The sequence below is a fragment of the Asaia sp. VD9 genome, assembly GCF_037150015.1.
GTDB lineage: Bacteria > Pseudomonadota > Alphaproteobacteria > Acetobacterales > Acetobacteraceae > Asaia.
The window spans coordinates 1-16,557 of sequence record NZ_JBBCQM010000008.1 but is presented as its reverse complement, the minus strand read 5'-3'; the positions used below and the strand labels follow the sequence as shown (position 1 = coordinate 16,557).

The following is a 16,557-nucleotide window of genomic DNA, read 5'->3' as shown; positions in this document are numbered from 1 at the left end:
GGCTCCTTCGCGTGCCGTCAGGCCCTAGGCCTTTCTGACGAATTCCGATTTGAGATTCATGGCACCGATGCCGGGCACCTTGCAGGAGAGATTATGACCGTCATGCCCGTCAGTAAGACGCACACCCTTGATCTTGGTGCCCCCCTTGATAACGGAAGACGACCCCTTGATCTTCAGATCCTTGATAATGGTCACGGTGTCCCCATCCGCAAGGGGATTCCCATTCGCATCGCGAATGACCGAGTCATCAGCCTGGGCAGGCATACCCTCGGCAATGCTCCATTCGAGCGCGCATTCGGGGCAGACCCAAAGCCCGCCGTCCTGATAGATATGCTCACAGCCGCATTGCGGGCAGATATCGCTTTTCACGATCTTGTCGTCCTGTCTTCCTTGGCGCGAGCACCGGTTATCAACCGGTTCGCATTCCTTTTTCTCAATGGGTAACGAAGCCTCTACCCTTTTCTTCAGGGCATTTTCCAGAGCAACGTCAGAAAGAAATGAAAGGCTCAGCGTGCGGGGCGTCCGGACTAAGAGGCGCAAAACAACCTGCTCACAGGAAAAGCCGCGCACGTTCTGCTTCATCAGAAACAGAGGATTTCACCGCATTATATCAGGGAAAGCGACCGGCTGATCCGAAGGGACCCGTGAGGCGGGTCTGGCGGAGAGGGTGGGATTCGAACCCACGGTGCCCGTGAAGGCACAACGGTTTTCGAGACCGTCCCAATCGACCACTCTGGCACCTCTCCGTAACAGGATCACCCGGTCGTGGGCGGCTTATAGGGGGCAGATCATGCCCCTTGCAAGAGGGGATGAAACGATTCTTTCACCCAGCCCCGATTTGCCAGAGACGCATCGCCGCGATTTTCCGTCCGGCCCGGCTCGATAATCATTGACGGACCGGCCCCCGCTCTTGTAGTGAGCCCCCCTCGCGGGAGCGCTTGCGCCTTCTGCCAATAATAAAAAGCGACTGGGCAATGCCGACTGGGGGAAAACCCCGGCAAAATTGCCAAGAGATCGGATTGATAGAGAGTTAAACCATGTTCGCAGTCATCCGCACCGGCGGAAAGCAGTATCGTGTCGCCCCGCAGGCCACGCTGAAGGTTGAGAAGCTCGAAGCCGAAGCCGGCACGACCATCACCTTCTCCGACGTTCTGGCCGTTGGTTCCGACGCCGGCATCAAGATCGGCGCCCCGCTCGTTGCTGGCGCCACTGTTACGGCAACCGTGATCGCCCAGGACCGCCTGGACACGGTCATCATCTTCAAGAAGCGTCGCCGGCAGAACAGCCGCCGCAAGAATGGTCACCGCCAGCACGTGACCGTCCTGCGCATCGACGCGATCAACGCAGCGTAACTGACGCTAGAGAGAAGGAGAGACCTCCATGGCACAAAAAAAGGCAGGCGGTTCGAGCCGTAACGGACGCGACAGTGCAGGCCGCCGTCTCGGCGTCAAGAAGTTCGGCGGCGAAGCCGTTCTCGCAGGCAACATCATTGTCCGTCAGCGCGGCACGAAGATGATGGCCGGCTCGAATGTTGGCGTCGGTCGTGACCACACCCTGTTCGCCCTCGCCGATGGCGCCGTGAAGTTCACGCGCCGCGCCGAAGGCCGCGTCCACGTTTCCGTGACGCTGGCAGAAGCCGCAGAGTAAAGACTGGCCACAACCAGTTGACGGGAGAGGCCGGTCCGCATGGGCCGGCCTTTCTTGTTTGGACCGTTTATTTTTGGACGAAGACGAGACAGACCATGAAATTCCTCGACCAGGCCAAGATCTATGTGCGTTCCGGCGATGGCGGGGATGGTGTTGTTGCGTTCCGTCGCGAGAAATATGTCGAGTTCGGCGGTCCCGATGGGGGCAATGGCGGTCGCGGTGGCGATGTCGTCTTCCGCGCTGTCCCAAACCTGAACACGCTGATCGATTTCCGCTACACTCAGCATTTCCGTGCCCGCAAGGGCGGGAATGGTGCAGGCTCCGACCGCACCGGTGCCAAGGCCGAAACCGTGATCATCAATGTTCCCATCGGCACTCAGATTTTCGACGATGATCGCGAGACCATGCTGGCCGATCTCGATGAGCCCGGCAAGGAAGTGCTGCTCTGCAAGGGCGGCGATGGCGGGTTCGGGAACGCCAATTACAAGACCAGCACCAACCGTGCCCCGCGCCGCGCCGACAAGGGCTGGCCGGGTGAGGAACGCTGGGTGTGGCTGCGCCTGAAACTGATCGCCGATGTCGGGCTCGTAGGTCTTCCCAATGCCGGTAAATCCACGCTGCTTTCGGTGTGTTCGCGCGCCAAGCCCAAGATTGCCGATTATCCCTTTACCACGCTGCACCCCCAGCTTGGCGTCGTGCGTCTCTCGGCCACGGAAGAATTCGTCATCGCGGACATCCCTGGGCTGATCGAGGGCGCCAGCGAGGGCGCCGGGCTGGGCGATCGCTTCCTCGGCCATGTCGAGCGCTGCGCGATGCTGATCCATCTTCTGGATGGCACAGAGAGCCAGCTGGTCAAGAACTATCGCATGATCCGCGGCGAGCTCGCGGCGTATGACGAGACACTGGCCGAGAAGCCGGAAATCATCGTGCTCAACAAATGCGACGCCCTGACCAAGACCCAGATCACGGCCAAGACCAAAGCACTGGCTAAGGCCTCAGGGGCCGAAGTGTTCACCTTGTCGGCAGCCACTCATGAGGGGCTGGCCGAGTTGCTGCGTATCGTGCAGGATCGCGTCACCCAATACCGTCTGGAAGAACGCGAGAACACCCCGTGACAAACCGTCTGGCCGAAGCGCGCTGCGTCGTCATCAAAATCGGCTCGGCCCTGCTGGTCGATGCCGAAAACGCCGCGCTTCGCCATGACTGGCTCAATACGGTCTGCGAGGATATTGCCCGACTACGTGCCCAGGGCACGGATGTGGTCGTCGTCTCCTCCGGTGCCATTGCTCTGGCACGCACCCGGCTGGGGCTGGTCGGGCGCAGGCTGCGCCTGGAGGAGAAACAGGCCGCTGCCAGTGTCGGACAAATCCAGCTCGCCCAGGCCTGGAGCGCCGCTCTGGCCCTTCAGGGTCTGACTGCGGGGCAATTGCTGCTCACGCCGGGCGATACGGAAGATCGCGAGCGACATCTGAATGCGCGCGCCACCCTGCGTACCCTGCTCGCTCTGGGTTGCGTCCCGGTCATCAACGAAAACGACGCCATCGCCACCACCGAAATCCGCTTCGGCGATAACGATCGCCTCGGCGCGCGCGTGGCGCAAATGATCGGCGCGGATACGCTGATCCTGCTCTCCGATATCGATGGGCTCTACACTGCCGATCCAAGGCTGGACCCGAAGGCCGAGCATCTGCCCGAAATCGAGACCCTCACGGAATCGATCATGGCCATGGGAGGCGCTCCGCCACCGGGCTATTCATCCGGCGGCATGCACACCAAGCTGCTGGCCGCGCAGATCGCCACCCGTGCAGGAGCGCGCATGGCCATTGCGTCCGGGCTCTCGATGCACCCGGTCAGCCGCCTGCTCGATGGAGGACGCTGCAGCTGGTTTCTGGCCAGCGAGGATGCTGGTTCGGCACGCAAGCGCTGGCTTGCCAGCGCGCTTGAGACGAAGGGCAGTCTGATCATCGATCAAGGTGCAGCCCGTGCCTTGCTCAATGGCGGCTCCCTGCTCCCCGCAGGCGTTCGCGAGGTCGAAGGCACGTTCAAACAGGGCGATCTGGTGGTGATACGTGACGCAGCCGGTCACGAAATCGGTCGCGGCCTGACCGCCTATGATGCCGAGGACTCGCGCCGGATTGCCGGTCATCGTTCCGAAGAGATCACGCGCTGCCTTGGCCATAGCGGGCGCGACGAGCTAATTCATCGCGACGATCTCGTCCTGATACGCTGATCCCCACGAGCGAGGAGCTCTGGCCCACACACTCCCTACGCTACCCTATCTGACTTGCAACGGCGCGCGATGACCCGCCGAACACACGCCATGGCGGATCCGGCCATGTCCGCACGGCTTGATGACCGGATCGGAATTCAGGTCATCAGAGCGCTATCCCCTCCATTGACCTCGAATTCCGCACCGGTTGTGAGGGCTGCAGCCTCTGACGCCAGAAATACGGCGATCGGAGAAATATCCTCCGGTTGGAGCCATCCCACCGGTTCGACCTCGCTCCGGGCGCGATCGCGCCAGGCTCTGGCCGGTGAAACCTGGCCCTTGACCGAGTGGTGGGCCTGCTCCTCAACTGCTGCCAGACGCTGGGGATTTAGGGTCAGCGCGGTGCCGACGAGGCCGGGGATCACCGCATTGACCGTCATGCCATACGGAGCGAACTCCATGGCGGCGGATTTCATGAGCCCGATGAGGCCCCATTTGGAGGCCGAGTAGCTCGATCCGTTACGTGTTCCATGACGCCCCTGCATCGACGAGACGATCAGTACGCGGGCTCCGGGACGCTTGATCATATGTGGAACGAAGGCCCGCAGGGTTCGGGCGGTTCCATTCAGATTATTCTCGATCTGATCATCCCAATCGGCGTCATCCATATCGAGTATGGCTTTCCAGCCCTGTATGGCGGCATTTGCGACAAGGATATCGATCTGTCCGAGAGTTTGCGAAACCTGCGCCGCCGCAGCACGCATCTGGGCGATCTGCCGGATATCCGCCTTGATCACCATCGTCCGGCGGCCAAAGGCCCTTATCTGCTGCGCCGTCTCCTCCAGTTCATCGCCCGTTGCGGGCACGGCGTCAGCAACGGAGCTGATGGGCCCTGCGATATCGATCACGGCCACATCGGCCCCATTAGCCGCATATTCCACCGCGATCGCCCGACCTATGCCTCGAGCGGCGCCCGTGACAACCGCGACGCGTCCCGCCAATTGGGACCCACGTCCGGCATGGATGCTCCCCGCGCTGAATGCGGGAGCGGGTTGAGGCGTGGTCCCCTTCGACGAGGCCGCACCGGCCGTTATAGGCAATGCGGTCAACAATGCGGCCCCGCCGGCCAGCAGGGATCGACGGTCGCGTATCTGGGAAGCCTCGGTCGCGGCGCGCTGGGCGACCTCATCATGTCTACGGGTCATGTTGTTGTGACTCCTTGTCCTCACCTTCACCCGTGCAGGATACACGATCGTGCCAAGGGACGATAAACGAGAATCGCCAGCTTTATTTCTTGTATGCAATCAAATTGAGATACTCTATTCGAGATGACAATGCAATTTGTTGGTATTGACTATCGACTTTTTGTATATTTACTATATATTAAATTATTTTTCTCGATTAACACATTGCGTTTACCATTAAGCCGGCCTTGGACGTGGCTTGATTGGCCGCTCGTCAGCTTCGTGCATGGCTCGACATCCAGCTCCCTGAACGAAACATGACCCGTCGAGGGCGCACTCCCGCCCGGCGGCACCCCGGACTGGAGAGAGGGTCACCTATTGAAATGGATCGCGAATGCCCCCCCCCCTTCGGAGGCAACGTGCCCACTGAGATGTGCCTTGGGGGGCGACTATCGCCACAAGGACGGTGCGTGCGCTTTGCCTGAACAGCGGCGCATTGTGTCGCCGCGTGGACCTCAGGGCCGGGGGGGCCAACGCAGGGTCGGCTCGGAACGCACACGACGCGCACCGGCCTCCTCGGCCTGGCGCAACCTCTCCGCCTCGGCCGCGGCGCTGCGGGGAGCCATTTCCTGTCGCTGTCCCTCCACGCGATACCCGTCATGTCGCGAATAGTCAGGGCGAGAGGTATCGGGGCGAGAGGTTTCGGAGCGGGAAGCGTCAGGGCGCGACATGTCCGAACGGGCAGCTTCAGGACGGGTCGCCTTGAGCCGCCACGCCTCATCGCCATCTGGCACGGCCTGATTAGGGCTGCGCGCTTCCTGCCCTACGGGCGGGCGGGGCGGACGCGGGGCCTCGCGCGGTGGTGGGGGGTCGAAATGGGTCGGACGCAGAATACGCTCGATATTCTCCTGCGCACCGGATTCGGCATAGCTGTAATCATCGCGCGCCTCGGGCGGCGGCGTCTGACGCTCCTGGGCTCGATCCACGGGCCGCTCTGGCGCACGATCCCGCCGGTCTTCTGCTGCCATGTCACGCTGAGGAAACGCCTCGCGGGGCGGAGCATCGCCCCGTGCACCGTCATCGCGGGGCTGAACGGGGCGCTGGGGGGCCTGACGGTTCGCCTCGGTCGACCAGGGCATGATTTCAGGCACGCGAGCAGGCTCAGCCGTGCGATTCTCGATAGGCGCGGAGCTGCGCCGCGGGGGCGCATAGACGGGTTCACCTGAAGGGCCTGTCTCGGGAATACTCTGGCCCAGACGCATGGCGATGATCCGCAATTCGGCGCGCACCTCATTGAGCTGCAGCTCGACCTCCTCGAGCCTCGGCTTCACGCCGAAAATCGAGAACGGCATGAGGATGAACATGAGCCCCAGTCCCAGCAGGACAAATCCTGCCAGGAACTGCATCCAGAGCGGAAGTGAGAGAAGCGCGGTCGTCATGATCTGCGATCTATGCTATTTTTATCGACTCCGCCAAGAGGGATATTCTACGGTACCTGTCCAGGACCTGGCTCACGGATTTCGACGCGTGCGAACCGATCTCACCGGCGGCCCGGCGCGAGCAGGACGGCCCCGCCATGACGCAGGTCGAGCCCCCTGCCCTCGCGCAACGCCACCAGGGATTGATGGAACAAACGCACCCGATACGACACCACCCCGGACGGGCTCAGCCAGCGCTCGAATGCCATTGTAGTGTCAGGCGCTGTGCCATCTGGCTGATCGCTGAAATGCCAGTCCAGACCGTAACGAGCGGCAAGGGCATCCAGTGTCGTGTCGTGCCCGGCAAAAGCCAGGAAGCGGGTGGTGCGCCCCAGCGGCATGGTGTCGGACAGCCTCACCGCCTTACCAGAGAGAAAACGCTCAATCACTTCTGCCAGCAGATGCGCCTTCTCCTGTACGAGCACACCCCGGCGCCGTGTGAGACGCGCCATGGCCTCATGCACGGGAAGGACGCGAGACAGGAGCCGAGGATCGATCCGCTTTACCCAGTCTGAACCAGTCTGCTCCCGGTGTGACCGATCGAGGCCCTCGACGTAGATCAGAAGCAGATTTTCAGCGAGAGATGCCGCCAGAACGCCTCCCCCCTCCAGCACTGGGCGGCCTTTTTTCTGCCCGGTCGTAAGCGCTTCGGCAAAACAAGGCTCGGTCTTGTCCGCGCATCCTCGCGGCGCGAGCAAGGCCTGAAGGGATGCAAGTCCCTCGCTTACTGCTGCGGAACGGTGATTGCGGTCTTCCTCCCGCGCGCCTTCGACGTCCTGATGGATGGCCCCGTAATTCTGCGTGATGAAGCCGGGGGACGCACCATCGAACAGAGGATCACGCTTCCCTAACGAGAGACCCTGCGCCCCGATGGCGTCGTTACGCGTAAAGGCAGCCGCCATGATCTCGCCGCTCTGCATCGTGCGTTCATCGGCTGAATCGGCCCAGATGACGGGAGCGGGCCGCGACAGGCAGGGTCTCTCCTGTGCGGAGTGTCTGATCGTCTTGCAGGCCAGATCATAGAAACGGGCGATATCCTTCATCATGACCCGCAGCGTAGCCCGACCGTGATCGGTCAACTGCCCCGCAGCGACAGGCCATTCAGGCCAGATCACCCCGGTTTCCCGGGCCAATGTGGCAGGGTCGTGCGTAGGGCTGCGTATGCCGTGCCGTGCGACAAGCACCACGCGATCGAGCCTGTCCTGCGCGCCAGGCGAGGAGGGCGTCAGGCTCAGTCCTGCAGGGGAAGCCTCACAAGGCGCCAGGCTCGACCCGAGCACGATCAACGAAGCGAGAAGGAGTGCTCTTCTCATGGGAGGGTGACCGTCAGGTTGAAGAACACGGAGCGCCCTGCCAGACGCCAGTAAAGCGGCGCACCATCGGGATAACCCGCGCTGGCTGCTGATTGATTTCCTGCGAAATCACTGATCGCGCGATTATTGAACAGGTTTGAAATCTTGAGGCTGGGCGTCACGTCCCGCATGAAGCCGCCCAGCTTCTTGAAATGCCACCCCAAAGCGAGATCGGCCGTAGTGGTGCTGCCGATACGGTACTGATTGGCAAAGACCGTGTTGCCGCTGCTGTTGGTGGTGCTGTCGAGCCCATAATGATTCCCCACAAACTTACCGATGAGCGAGGCATAGGGGCCTTTGTTATCGTCATAGAGCACGCCGAAAGACGCGAGCACATTGGGAGTCGCCGCAACACGAACCGAGCGGTGCTTGTATTGCGCGTCATTCACGCTGTAATTGCCGTAGAGAGACACGCCATGCCCGATGGCGTATTGCCCTTCGACTTCGAGCCCCTTGTAGATCGCACCACCGCTATTGACCGAAGTGCTTTGGGTACCGAAGCCCGGCACCTTGATCTGGGCCGAGGCAATGAAATTCGAGAAATTGATGTAATAGGCGTCGAAAGACACCGTCCAGCGCTTCTGCTGCACCACCGTGCCGATCTGGTAGTTCAGCGTCGTTTCTGGGCTGACATTGCCGACATTCTGGGTCTGGAACACGCTCATGGGTGGGGCCAGAAAGCCGCGCGCAATCTGGGCGTAGGCGCTCCATCCCGGCAGAATGATCTGATTGGCAGAAATTGACGGCTGCCATGAGGTGAATTTCTGGGTCGCGTTCAGCGGCACTTTGGTCGATTTATTGACCGCAGCATCATAGTCTCGCCGGAAGTAGGAATATTTGATGCCGGGCTTGATGATTGTGTTTTTGAACGGCTTCCAGTCGAATTCGAGATAGGGCTGCACCGTCGTATTGAAATCCGAGATGTCATAGCTGTAGGCCGAGCCGTTCTTGCCGGGCACCATGATCCCGCCCTTTGTCAGGTCGAGTGCATAGGTATAGCGCCGATCATCCTGCAGATCAGCCCAGGCACCGAGCAGCACGTCGCCCTGCGAGGTATGCGCCTTGAGGGTCAGGGTATCGCCGTAATCGCGGAACTTGGCATCAGCGTATTTACCGGGCACGTCGTTCTTGTACGTCGCAAGTTTCTTGCCGCTCGCAGAATAGAAGGTCACGCCATTGGCGCCTGGATCATCCGAGCTGGCATCGGTCGATTCCGTGTAATCATGCTCGAAGCCGTTCGTGTAGAGCCGGTTCTCAACGGTGAGCCAGGGCAGAATCTTGCTCTTGATGTCGACATAATCGAAGTCGGAGGTATAGGTGCTCGGCTGATACCCGGCATAGCACTGCAATGTCGGGTTAGAGCACAACCCGTAATCCTTGCCATACTTGCGATACTGCGCCAGCGTCGCCCCCTGAGTGGTATTCTGATTTTCCCAGTTATAGGTGGTCAGCACAGTCAGGGTCGTGTTCTCCCCCAGTCTTGCCACGTCCTTGAAAAGCAGATTGTTACGCCGCTCGCCCGAGCCGGTCAGATATCCATCCGTTTCCTCATGCTGCAGATCGAGCACCATGGAGCCGAAGCGCATCTTGCCTGAATCGACCTCGACACCGCCTGCACGCGTATTGAAACTGCCATAGGTGCCATAAGGCGTCACCCCGAAACGATTGGCGGGTGTGCGGGATTCAAAGCCGATCGTGCCGCCAAAGGTCGCATTCCCGATGGTCGAGGCCGTGCCAGGACCGCGATTGACCTGCACCTGACCCAGAAAATGCGAGATGAAGAGCGAAGAGGTGGTGTGGTGCAGGTCGCTGGCATTCCCGAAAGGGATGCCGTCGAACAGCATATTGTACTGACCGTCCTGGAAGCCGCGCAGGCTCATCGTCTCAGCCTTGCCCATGCCGGGACCGTTCGGATTCTGGGTCCAGATGCTGGGCTGGAACTTGATGATGTCATCCACACTCGCGAGCGGCACGATGTTGTTGGTGATGAAGCGCCTCTGAATGACGGAAGTCGGCTCGGTAATGGTCAGCGGCACCGTGGAAGGAGCCAGACGCTCGGCGCGCCCGATAACCGTAATATGCTCCTGCCCCGTCTTCTCGCCATGCTGATCATGGGCGAAATTGCTCCCACGCGCAGCATTGGCAATGACCACCGCCCCATCGGACTGGAAATGGGCACTCAGGCCAGACCCGGCCAGAAGCCGGTCCAGCGCCTTATCCAGCGTCAATCTGCCCTTCAGGGCGGGTGCCCTCTTGCCGCGAACCTGATCGCTGGAAAAAAGAATATCGCGCCCCGATTGACGGGCCAGACCGGTCAAAGCGTCCTCCAGCGCGCCTGCGGGCTGGCTCAGACTCAGCGCCTTATGCGTATCAGCAGAGTTCAGCCCGGCCGTATCCGTCCCACCCGGTCCCTGGGCAAGACCCGAGTGCGGCCATGCCGTAAGCGAAAGAAGAACCAGGGCAAGCTTCTTGCGTCTGGCGGACACGTGGCAGGGAACACGGATCATAAGCGCGGTTGTCTTTCAGGATGGGATCGGAAATGGTCTCTGTCCTGCTTGACGACCCAGACCCAATCCTCCTCATCATCCCGCCTGCCGTTTCATCAAAGCTTAACAATCGCGATACGGTCGCGCTCGATCAGCACGCGCAACGGCAACAGATGGGCGAGCGCATTGAAAAAACGCTTCGGGTCACGCGTATGAAATACCCCACTCAAACGCAGATGCGCGAGAGAAGGCGAAAGCAGAACCACGGATCTGTCGCTGTAACGTGCCATTTCCGCCACCGCCTGATCGAGCGGGGTTTCATGGAAGATCGCTCGCCCTTCTCGCCAGGCCAGCAGATCGTCCACCCGCCCCTCCGTAACCCGCGCCTGCAGGGTCCGGCGGTCGAACACCATGAGTTGCCCGGGGCCGAGCCGCGCTGCCGCAGCATGCACATGGTGCAGGTTCAATCCACCCGAAATCACGGCCAGGATCATACGATCGGGCGTGACATCGAGCGCATAATCACCGCGCTCCCCCGAAATGCGCCACGCGCAGCATCCGAAACGGAGGGCCGCCTGATCTGGCCTGAGTGAGAACGCAAACCGTCCCTGGCCGAAATCGAGCTTGTGACGTTCCGGCCCGCAGGTGAGGGCGCTACAGGCGTCCATCTGCACAGTCACGGCACCCATGACGACATGGCGCGTCTGGTTCCTCCCCGTCCTGATGCTTTGCGCATCGGCGGTCTGGGGCGCCGCAACGGTGCCGGCGGCGCAGAGGGCGAATGCGCCTAATACCGCCCGACGAGAGTGCGGCGCCGCACGTTGCGCTGGCGCAAAACTGCCGGATTGCCATATCTGCGAAACCAGATCATAGGCCTTGTGATGAGCCTCGCTCTCTCTTAGCCAGGCGTGGAAACGCGCCCTGTCCTGATCCGAGCAGCGATCGGAGAGAAGACGCGCCTGCCAGTCCGCCGCCTGTTCGACGTGGTCTGGTGTCACGAGCTGCCCTCATCCATGAGGGCGAGCGCCAGATGGGCAAGCGCGCGGGCGATCGATTTCTCGATCGTGCTGACACTTACGACCAGTTGCCCGGCAATCGCGCCATAGGTCAGCCCGTCGAGCCTGTGCAGGAGGAAGATGCGGGCAGTGCGCGCATCGAGCTCGGCAAATGCCGCGCGGATACGGGCCAGTTGCTGACGCCCCAGCACGATACGCTCGGCGCCGGGTGCTGCGCAGACCGGGTCCAGCCCTGCTTCATCGTCGAGTGAGGAAAACCGGATACGCTTCTCGCGCCTTGCCCGATCGATCGCCAGGTTGCGCGTGGCGCGCAGCACATAGGCCTCGGGATGATCGATCCCGTCCAGACCGCGCTCGAACAGATGGAGCAGTGCCGTCTGAAGCAGATCATCGGTATCGCTGCGTCGGCTCTGACGCCGCACACGTTCGTGCAGGGAAACCCAGACGGATTGCTTGAGGCACCATTGAGCCGCTGACATCGCCACCCTGCCAGTTATGAAAAGCCGGAATTGCGGCGGTTCATAACAATGGCGAAACGCCCTGTCAGTCGGGATCGGCCCGTGTCTTCAAATCTTCACGGAACCCGCGGGGCAATGCCGTATCAGGCCCGCCCCGCGAAGGCGTTACATGCCGAGGGCGCGACGATAGATGTCGAGAAGCGTCTCCTGCTCCTCGATCTCGTTGGGCTCTTTCTTGCGCAGCTTGATGATGTTCTTGATCGTGGCCACGTCGAACCCGGCCGACTTGGCCTCGCTAAAGATATCCTTGATATCGCCAGCAAGGGCCTTGCGCTCTTCCTCCAGGCGCTCGACGCGCTCGATCACGCTGCGCAGACGGTCGACGGCAATGCCGCCCACATTCGAGTCAGGATCGGCAGCCTGACGCGCGCGGCTGGCGGCGGCTTCGTCGATATCAAAAGGCATGTCGGACATGATGACCTCGAAAAACGGGGGTTGCGCTTGGCCCTGGCGGACCGAAACCGCACCAGATGCATGAAGGCAGCGCCCGCCTGCATTGGGGGAAGAAGGGGCGGCTTATCGCGCCGGGAGTGTCCGGGTCAACGCCTATCGCATGGGAACCTTGTGCTGCCCTGGTGCATTGCCTTGCACCCTTGTCGCTAACGAGCGGTGCATGTCATAAGACCGCACTGCCCATTTCGGAACCGGAGAGCCAGGAAGATGACCCAGTGCCACCAGGTCGCCCCATTCGACTACGTCATTTTCGGCGCCACCGGCGATTTGACGATGCGCAAATTGCTGCCTGCCCTTTACTATCGTCTGACCATGGGACAGGTGCCTGATACAGCTCGCATCATCGGGACGGCACGCTCACCGCTCAAGCGCAGCGAGTATCAGAGCCGAGCCCGTGACGCGCTCAAGCGCTTCGTTAAGTCGGATGATTTCGATGAGGACGTGGTCGATCGCTTTCTCGACATGGTCCATTATGTGAGCCTCGATGGCTCCAAGCCTGACAGCAACTGGGAAGGCCTGCGCGAGGTCCTGAGCCACAAGGCGGAAGACCATGTGCGCGTGTTTTATTACGCGACCGCCCCCGACCTTTACGGCGCAATCTCGAAGAACCTGCATCATGAAGGGCTGATCACCGAAGACAGCCGTGTGGTGCTGGAAAAGCCGATCGGCATCGATCTGAAGTCTGCCGACGAGATCAATGAGGCTGTGGGCCAGTACTTCAAGGAAAGCTATGTTTTCCGTATCGATCACTATCTGGGCAAGGAAACCGTCCAGAACGTGATCGCCCTCCGCTTCGCCAATCCGCTTTTCGAAGCGGTATGGTCGGGTGAGCATATTGAATCCGTGCAGATCACAGCGGGCGAACTCGTCGGTGTCGAAGGGCGCGCGGCCTATTACGACAATTCGGGCGCACTGCGCGACATGGTGCAGAACCACCTGCTTCAGGTGCTGTGCCTGGTTGCCATGGAAAAGCCCGACACGCTTCAGGCTGATGACGTACGCGACGCCAAGGTGGCCGTGCTGAAATCCCTGGTCCCCCTCGATGCCGCCAGCCTGCGCACCAGCACGGTGCGCGCGCAATATACCAAGGGCCACAGCAAGGGCTCGACGGTCGATGGTTATCTGGACGAGCTTGGCCATGAGAGCAACACCGAAACCTACGTTGCCCTGCGCGCGGAGATCGACACCCCGCGCTGGAAGAATGTGCCGTTCTATATCCGCTCGGCCAAGCGCCTGAAGGCCAAGGTCAGCGAGATCGTCGTCACCTTCAAGCCCTCTGCCACCAAGCTCTTCCCGTCCCAGCCCGAGAAGAACGTGCTTGTGATCCGCATCCAGCCGGATGAAGGCATTTCCTGGCAGTTCAACGTCAAGAACCCGATGGATGACGAATTCGGCCTGTGGGAAACCACGCTGGACGTGCATTTCGAGCGCGAGTTCTCGGTGCGCTATCCCGATGCCTATGAGCGCCTGCTGCTCGACGCAGTCCGTGGCTACCCCGTATTGTTCATCCGCCGCGACGAAGTCGAGGCCGCATGGAAATGGGTGGCGCCGGTGATGGAAGCCTGGGCCAAGAACGAGGTCCCGATGGCACATTACGCCGCTGGAAGCTGGGGTCCGGAAGAAGCACGTCAGATGCTCGCTCGCGATGGGCAGATCTGGCACGAAGACATGGAATAAGGCGCAGACTTGGCCTCCGATCCCAAAACCCCTCCCCGCACGCCGACCTCCGGGTCAGAGAACGCTCCCACACCCCGCCTCGGCTCGGGTCGTGCGGGGCGTCGCAAGCCGCGCACGCTCAAGCAGCATCTCCTGCGGCGGCTCGTCGTACTGGTGCCTGCCTCGCTTCTGGCCATTCTCGTCATGAAAATGGGCTGGCTCGATCAGGCAGCAGACAAGATCCAGTTCGATCGCCTCGCCTGGTTCGACAATACCAAGCTGGTCGAGCATCTGCGTGTTCTCGTCACCCATAATGGCATGACCGATGTCCCGGCAAAATGTCTGGTGCCCATCGTCAACGGCAATGACCCGCCGGAAGCAACGCGTATCGATTTCATGGAACGCAGCAATAATGGCTGTCCAGGCAAGCCGGGCAGTTTCGACCGGCTGTTTACCATCAAGGTCAACCGGGCTGATCGCCTGCTCGCAACGGACCAGGGCACGCCCGGTCGGTTCCACGCCATGGCGCAGCAATAACAAGAAAGGCCGGGGACACTTCCGGCCTTTTTTTTGCTGAACCGCCCAGCGAAGTCACTCATTACGAGATCCTGTCTTCCTGCCAGGCGGCAAACCGCTCCCGAAGATAGCGTCCGCCCACACGCAGGGCCTGACGCCCCTCCACGACGGCCGCATAGAAATTGAGGAAACCGTGGATGGCCCGCCAGTAACAGACAAGCCGCGTCGTCACTCCGGCTTCTCGAAGCAAGCGGGCATAAAGCTCCCCCTCACCGCGCAGCGGATCGAATCCGGCCGTGACGATCATGGCAGGCGGCGCCTGGGCCAGATCGCTGGCGAAGACCGGAGCGAAATCCGGGTTCAGCATGTCGCGGTCACTGCGGATATATTGACGGCCATACCAGTCGAGCAGGCGCGCCGTCAGCATATAGCCCTGGGCGTAGGTCTCACGCGTGACGGGCGACAGAAGCCCACTGACCGTCGGGTAGTATAGAAGCTGTGCGACGACGCGGTCGAGCCCGGCGGCCCCTGCGCGGCGCGCCAGGACCGCAGAGAGATTTCCCCCCGCACTGTCACCGCACACAGCAATCGGCAGATCGAGCATCATGGCCTGCTCATGGAGCCAGAGTAACGCGTCCCATCCATCATCGACCGCCGCCGGAAAGGGATGTTCAGGCGCCAGCCGATAATCCAGGGAGAGCACCATCGCACCGGAATGACGGGCGAGGCGGCAGCAGATTCCGTGATGTGACACCAGGTCGCAATGCACGAAGCCGCCGCCATGAAGGAAAAGCACCAGACCGCGCACGGCTCCTCGTGGGCGATAGAGACGCGCCGGACGATTGTCACAATCCGTCGCGCCTGAACCACAGGGCAACATGACCGGACGCCATGCCCTGATCTGGAAGGAGGAGAACCGCTGAGGAAAACTCGGCATACCGGTCATCCGGCGTAGCGCAGCGAGCGTCTCCGGGGTCAGGCGCTCCGGAAGCGGCAATCCGTCACGCCCTCCTGCCGCACGTTTGAGCCAGTTGAGAAAGAGCCGATAGAGCAATCCGGGACGTTGGGCGGGAGAATCTGTCATGCGCAGGACGGTACTGGCACGGTGACGTCCTGATCCAGATAAAAGCACCATCGAACAGGCGAGCCCCCTCCTGCCCGGCACAGGCCTGCAGCAGGAACATCCGGCGCGGAAACCTGCCGCAGACGCCGGTGGCAGGGTCTTACACACGTGGCCATCAAGGACAGACCAGTCCCTGAAAGTATCGCGCGAATAAGTTTGGCTTACCGCGCATGAAAATAACAGGTTTGACAGTGACACTCCCCGTCACTTTATTCTCTTCATAGAAACGAAGACCTCTTCATCGCATTGATATGTAATAATCATTAAATACCGGAATAAAGTGATGCCTGACGAAGTAGTTCCCGTGAATACTCATGGAGCGAACGCCCTCTACGCGCGCGCTGCTGCGGCGATATCGCCACGGGCCGCCTACGAGCTGGGAGCCACCGGGAAGACGACCACCGTGTCAGCCGGTCAGACCATGCGGTTCAGCGGGTCTTCAGATCGTGCCTCGACGATCAATGTGCGAGGCGCCATCGTCAATAATGGCACGATCGATATTACAGGTATCTCGCTGACGCCCTATCAGCCTGCCTCGATTACCGGGTCGGGCACGATCAACCTCAGAAACGTGCAGCTCAACGGCTACACCCGCAATCCGACCAGTTATTCGCTGTTTCTCGTCTCGGGGCAGACGATCAACATGGAAAATTCGTCTCTGGCCGTGCGCGGTGGGATGACAAATACGACGATCAATCTCAAGGGATCGAATAACTATATCGCCTTCAACTTCCAGTCCGGCCCCGTCAATCTGAAAATACGCGGCTTTTCTCAGGGCGATGTCCTCTATGTCTTCTGTGGATGGCTCCCGTGTTGCAAGAGAAAAATGACACACTGACGTTGATCAGGAGCAGTCTTCTGTCCGGCCTGTTTGCGCAGTCGGTTTTGGACTGCTGGCCCTGATGGGTTCCGCGAACAA

16 protein-coding genes and 1 tRNA gene are annotated in these 16,557 nt (G+C 60.9%); 7 read left to right on the top strand and 10 right to left on the bottom strand.

Features of this window, described 5'->3' with window-relative positions; translation table 11 throughout:
* Positions 1-24: 24 nt before the first annotated feature.
* Positions 25-372 carry a zinc ribbon domain-containing protein YjdM gene (locus tag WFJ47_RS10775; protein ID WP_127103065.1) on the bottom strand — a complete coding sequence of 116 codons (348 nt, stop codon included), beginning with the start codon at positions 370-372 and terminating at the stop codon, positions 25-27.
* Between the two features lie 284 nt (positions 373-656).
* Positions 657-746 (bottom strand) — tRNA-Ser (locus WFJ47_RS10770).
* 291 nt (positions 747-1,037) lie between these two features.
* Here WFJ47_RS10770 and rplU point away from each other — a divergent pair.
* The 4 genes from rplU to proB all read left to right on the top strand — a co-directional run bounded on the left by rplU (position 1,038) and on the right by proB (position 3,877).
* A complete protein-coding gene (gene rplU, locus WFJ47_RS10765) occupies positions 1,038-1,352 on the top strand; it encodes a 50S ribosomal protein L21 (RefSeq protein ID WP_023977545.1) in 315 nt (104 codons plus the stop codon).
* 28 nt (positions 1,353-1,380) lie between these two features.
* A complete protein-coding gene (gene rpmA, locus WFJ47_RS10760; RefSeq protein ID WP_127103030.1) occupies positions 1,381-1,647 on the top strand; it encodes a 50S ribosomal protein L27 in 267 nt (88 codons plus the stop codon).
* 95 nt (positions 1,648-1,742) lie between these two features.
* Positions 1,743-2,762 (top strand): GTPase ObgE, encoded by a 1,020-nt coding sequence (gene obgE, locus WFJ47_RS10755; protein WP_127103031.1) that lies wholly within the window; start codon positions 1,743-1,745, stop codon positions 2,760-2,762.
* Positions 2,759-3,877, top strand: coding sequence for a glutamate 5-kinase (gene proB / locus WFJ47_RS10750; RefSeq protein ID WP_127103032.1), 1,119 nt, complete (start codon positions 2,759-2,761; stop codon positions 3,875-3,877). Before obgE ends, proB begins: the two co-directional genes overlap by 4 nt.
* Before the next feature lie 137 nt (positions 3,878-4,014).
* On the opposite strand, the gene WFJ47_RS10745 is transcribed toward proB, so the two are convergent.
* The 7 genes from WFJ47_RS10745 to WFJ47_RS10715 all read right to left on the bottom strand — a co-directional run bounded on the left by WFJ47_RS10745 (position 4,015) and on the right by WFJ47_RS10715 (position 12,295).
* On the bottom strand, positions 4,015-5,061 hold the full coding sequence (locus tag WFJ47_RS10745; protein ID WP_336762932.1) for an SDR family NAD(P)-dependent oxidoreductase: 1,047 nt from the start codon (positions 5,059-5,061) through the stop codon (positions 4,015-4,017).
* Between the two features lie 494 nt (positions 5,062-5,555).
* A complete protein-coding gene (locus WFJ47_RS10740; protein WP_336762930.1) occupies positions 5,556-6,479 on the bottom strand; it encodes a hypothetical protein in 924 nt (307 codons plus the stop codon).
* 101 nt (positions 6,480-6,580) lie between these two features.
* Complete coding sequence (locus tag WFJ47_RS10735; RefSeq protein ID WP_336762929.1) at positions 6,581-7,831, bottom strand: histidine-type phosphatase; 1,251 nt, start codon at positions 7,829-7,831, stop codon at positions 6,581-6,583.
* Positions 7,828-10,377 carry a TonB-dependent receptor gene (locus WFJ47_RS10730; RefSeq protein WP_336762928.1) on the bottom strand — a complete coding sequence of 850 codons (2,550 nt, stop codon included), beginning with the start codon at positions 10,375-10,377 and terminating at the stop codon, positions 7,828-7,830. Before WFJ47_RS10730 ends, WFJ47_RS10735 begins: the two co-directional genes overlap by 4 nt.
* Positions 10,378-10,472: 95 nt before the next feature.
* Entirely contained in the window at positions 10,473-11,354 is an 882-nt protein-coding gene (locus WFJ47_RS10725; protein ID WP_336762927.1) for a DUF4880 domain-containing protein, read from the bottom strand.
* On the bottom strand, positions 11,351-11,851 hold the full coding sequence (locus tag WFJ47_RS10720; protein ID WP_336762926.1) for a sigma-70 family RNA polymerase sigma factor: 501 nt from the start codon (positions 11,849-11,851) through the stop codon (positions 11,351-11,353). The genes WFJ47_RS10725 and WFJ47_RS10720 overlap by 4 nt, the downstream gene beginning before the upstream one ends.
* Before the next feature lie 144 nt (positions 11,852-11,995).
* Positions 11,996-12,295: a DUF2312 domain-containing protein gene (locus tag WFJ47_RS10715; protein ID WP_051395789.1), complete on the bottom strand. Its 300-nt coding sequence runs from the start codon at positions 12,293-12,295 to the stop codon at positions 11,996-11,998.
* Positions 12,296-12,550: 255 nt separating this feature from the next.
* Between WFJ47_RS10715 and zwf the strand changes: the two genes are divergently transcribed.
* Positions 12,551-14,020 (top strand): glucose-6-phosphate dehydrogenase, encoded by a 1,470-nt coding sequence (gene zwf, locus WFJ47_RS10710; protein ID WP_336762924.1) that lies wholly within the window; start codon positions 12,551-12,553, stop codon positions 14,018-14,020.
* A gap of 9 nt (positions 14,021-14,029) precedes the next feature.
* Entirely contained in the window at positions 14,030-14,536 is a 507-nt protein-coding gene (locus tag WFJ47_RS10705) for a hypothetical protein (RefSeq protein ID WP_336762922.1), read from the top strand.
* A 61-nt stretch (positions 14,537-14,597) separates the two neighbouring features.
* Here the strand turns inward: WFJ47_RS10705 and WFJ47_RS10700 are convergent, their stop codons facing one another.
* Positions 14,598-15,599, bottom strand: coding sequence for an alpha/beta hydrolase (locus tag WFJ47_RS10700; RefSeq protein ID WP_336762920.1), 1,002 nt, complete (start codon positions 15,597-15,599; stop codon positions 14,598-14,600).
* 322 nt (positions 15,600-15,921) lie between these two features.
* Between WFJ47_RS10700 and WFJ47_RS10695 the strand changes: the two genes are divergently transcribed.
* A complete protein-coding gene (locus WFJ47_RS10695; RefSeq protein ID WP_336762919.1) occupies positions 15,922-16,476 on the top strand; it encodes a hypothetical protein in 555 nt (184 codons plus the stop codon).
* Positions 16,477-16,557: the final 81 nt, after the last annotated feature.